Annotated in this window: 3 protein-coding genes and 1 tRNA gene; all 4 read left to right on the plus strand. The window is 57.3% G+C overall.

Annotated features, from left to right (window positions below; genetic code table 11):
• A partial coding sequence (locus AC1D0Z_RS17985) for a polyprenyl synthetase family protein (RefSeq protein ID WP_477659564.1) occupies positions 1 to 864 on the plus strand: 864 nt, incomplete at its 5' end.
• Positions 865 to 876: 12 nt separating this feature from the next.
• A tRNA-Pro gene (locus tag AC1D0Z_RS17990) sits at positions 877 to 953 on the plus strand.
• A gap of 134 nt (positions 954 to 1,087) precedes the next feature.
• Positions 1,088 to 2,821, plus strand: coding sequence for a type IV-A pilus assembly ATPase PilB (gene pilB, locus AC1D0Z_RS17995; RefSeq protein WP_477659565.1), 1,734 nt, complete (start codon positions 1,088 to 1,090; stop codon positions 2,819 to 2,821).
• 82 nt (positions 2,822 to 2,903) lie between these two features.
• Positions 2,904 to 3,433, plus strand: a 530-nt coding sequence (locus AC1D0Z_RS18000; RefSeq protein WP_477659566.1) for a type II secretion system F family protein, incomplete at its 3' end; no start/stop codon positions are given.

The following is a 3,433-nucleotide window of genomic DNA, read 5'->3' on the forward strand; positions in this document are numbered from 1 at the left end:
TCGCAGTACATCGTGGCGGCGGGCGGCAAACGGCTGCGACCGGCGCTGCTGCTGCTGCTGTGCGGTGTGCTGGGGTACCGGGGCGACCAGCGCCACAACCTTGCTGCCGTGGTGGAATTTATCCATACCGCCACTTTGCTGCATGACGACGTGGTGGACGAATCGACTTTGCGCCGGGGCCGCACCACCGCCAACGAAGCTTTTGGGAACCCCGCAAGCGTCCTGGTGGGGGATTTTCTGTATTCCCGGGCATTCCAGATGATGGTCGAAGCCGGGGACATGCGTGTCATGCAGACACTGGCCGAGGCAACCAATGTGATTGCCGAGGGCGAAGTGTTGCAGCTGATGAACATGCACGACGCGACGTTGTCGGAGGAGGGCTACCTGCGGGTAATCCGCTCCAAGACGGCCAAGCTGTTTGAAGCCAGTGCCCGCCTGGCCGCCTTGCTCGCCCAGTCGCCGCCGGCTGTTGAGCAAAGCTGCGCGGACTACGGACAGGCGTTGGGCACGGCATTCCAGGTGATCGACGATGTACTGGACTACGACGGGGATGTGTCTGAAATGGGGAAGAACCTGGGGGACGATTTGCGCGAAGGCAAGGCGACACTTCCGCTGATCATCGCCATGCAGCGAGGCACTGAGGCTGAGCGTGCGACCATCCGGCAGGCCATTGAAACGGGTGGCACGGACCAGATGACACAGATCATCGCCATCGTGCAGCAGACCGGAGCGCTTCAGGCCACCCGGGATGCCGCGGCTGTGGAAGCGCAGCGCGCGTTGAATGCCTTGCAAGCCCTGCCCCAAAACATTTACAGTAATGCACTGATGCAGCTGGCCTCCCAATTGCTGGAAAGGCGTTTCTGACGGCTGCCGGATCGGGGTGTAGCTTAGCCTGGTAGAGCGCTACGTTCGGGACGTAGAGGCCGGAGGTTCGAATCCTCTCACCCCGACCAAAATACCTGGCCCTTGGCCATATGTGTGCGTTTCTTCGCATACTTCCAACGCCGGGCAGGCCTCTGGCGCGTTTTCGATTTACACCTTGTAATCTATAAGCGATGATACCCATTTAAGCCTATTCAGATTACCCATGGCCGCTGTCGACACCGCTATCAACCAACCGCCATCGATGGCACTGCCGGGTCTAGGCCGGGCCCTGGTGATTGCGGGGAAACTGGGACAAAAGGCCGCAGAAGACATTTTCCGCAAAGCCCAGACGGGGCGCACCAGCTTCATTGCTGAACTGACTGGCTCCGGGGCGGTTTCCGCGTTTGACCTGGCTCACACCATGTCGACCGCCTTTGCGGCCCCCTTGCTTGATCTCGACGCCATAGATATACAGCGCCTGCCCAAGGGGCTGCTTGATACCAAAATCTGTGCAACGTACCGCATCGTTGTTCTGAGCAAACGCAACAACCGGCTGATTGTTGCAACGGCAGATCCCTCCGACCAGGAAGCGGCCGAGAAAATCAAGTTTTCCACCCAGATGGGTGTCGACTGGGTCATTGCCGAATACGACWAGCTGTCCAAGCTGTCGGAAACGTCCAATACCAGCGCGTCCGAGGCGATGGAAAGCATCATCGGCGACGACTTTGAGTTTGATGAAACCAGTGCGGATTCTGGTGCGGTCGAAGACGAGGCTGGCGTTTCCGAGGTTGAGGACGCGCCCGTCGTCAAGTTCCTTCAAAAGATGCTGCTGGACGCTTTCAGCATGCGTGCCTCTGACCTGCATTTCGAGCCGTTTGAACACACCTACAGGGTTCGCTTCCGGGTGGACGGTGAATTGCGTGAAATCGCATCGCCGCCGGTAGCCATCAAGGAAAAGCTCGCTGCGCGTATCAAGGTGATCTCCAAACTGGATATCTCTGAAAAGCGTGTGCCGCAGGACGGCAAGATGAAGCTCAAGATCGGCCCCGATCGCGTCATCGACTTCCGGGTGAGCACCCTGCCGACCATGTACGGTGAAAAGATCGTTATCCGTATCCTGGACCCGAGCAGCGCCAAGCTGGGCATTGATGCGCTGGGATACGAGGCGATCGAAAAAGAGCGTCTGATGGCCGCCATTCAGAGGCCGTACGGCATGGTGCTGGTAACAGGGCCTACCGGTTCCGGTAAAACCGTCTCGCTCTACACCTGCCTGAATATCCTGAACAAGCCAGGTGTCAACATCGCTACGGCGGAAGATCCGGCTGAAATTACCTTGCCGGGCGTCAACCAGGTCAGCATGAATGACAAGGCCGGCATGACTTTTTCAGTCGCGCTCAAGGCTTTTCTGCGCCAGGATCCGGACATCATCATGGTTGGTGAGATTCGGGACCTTGAAACCGCCGACATTGCCATCAAGGCTGCCCAGACGGGGCACATGGTCATGTCCACGCTGCATACCAATGACGCACCCACCACGTTGACGCGTATGCGCAACATGGGTATTGCGCCGTTCAATATCGCTTCGAGCGTGATCCTGATCACCGCCCAGCGTCTGGCACGACGACTTTGCCCGAATTGCAAAGCCCCGGCAGATATCCCCCGGGAGACATTGCTGGAAGCCGGTTTCGTAGAGGATGACGTCGACGGCTCATGGACGCCGTATCGGCCCGTGGGCTGCTCCATGTGCACAAATGGTTACAAGGGGCGAGTCGGTATTTATCRGGTAATGCCGATTTCCGAGGAAATCCAGCGTATCGTCCTCCGCGACGGAAGTGCGCTTGAAATCGCTGCCCAGGCTGAGCTCGAAGGCGTCAGAAGCCTGCGTCAGTCAGGTTTACAGAAAGTTAAACTCGGAATGACTTCACTGGAAGAAGTTTTGGGTTGCACGAATGTTTAAATTTCCGCATTTAAAGTGTTGATCAACCGGCGTCTGTAGCGAGAGATGGCCTGACCATCGACAAAACGAGAAAACCACCATCATGGCAACTGCAGCATCCACCAGGGGCGTCAAGGAATTTGTTTTCGAATGGGAAGGCAAGGACCGTGGCGGCAAACAAATCCGGGGTGAAATCCGGGCCTCCGGGGAGAATCAGGTCAAAGCTTCCCTGCGCCGCCAGGGTGTTCTGCCTACAAAAATAAAAAAGCGCAGCATGCGCTCCGGCAAATCAATCAAGCCGAGGGACATCGCCATCTTTACGCGCCAGCTTGCGACCATGATGAAAGCGGGTGTTCCGCTTTTGCAGTCCTTTGATATCGTGGGCCGTGGCAATGCGAACGCCAGTGTCACCAAGCTGCTCAACGATGTGCGCACTGATGTGGAAACAGGTACCTCGTTGAGCGCTGCTTTCCGCAAGTACCCGATGTACTTCAATGCCCTGTACTGCAATCTGGTTGAAGCCGGCGAAGCTGCCGGTATCCTTGAATCCCTGCTGGACCGTCTGGCGGTCTACATGGAGAAAACCGAGGCCATCAAATCGAAGATCAAGTCGGCCTTGATGTACCCCATTTC

This window comes from Polaromonas sp. P1_E3, from assembly GCF_056405935.1.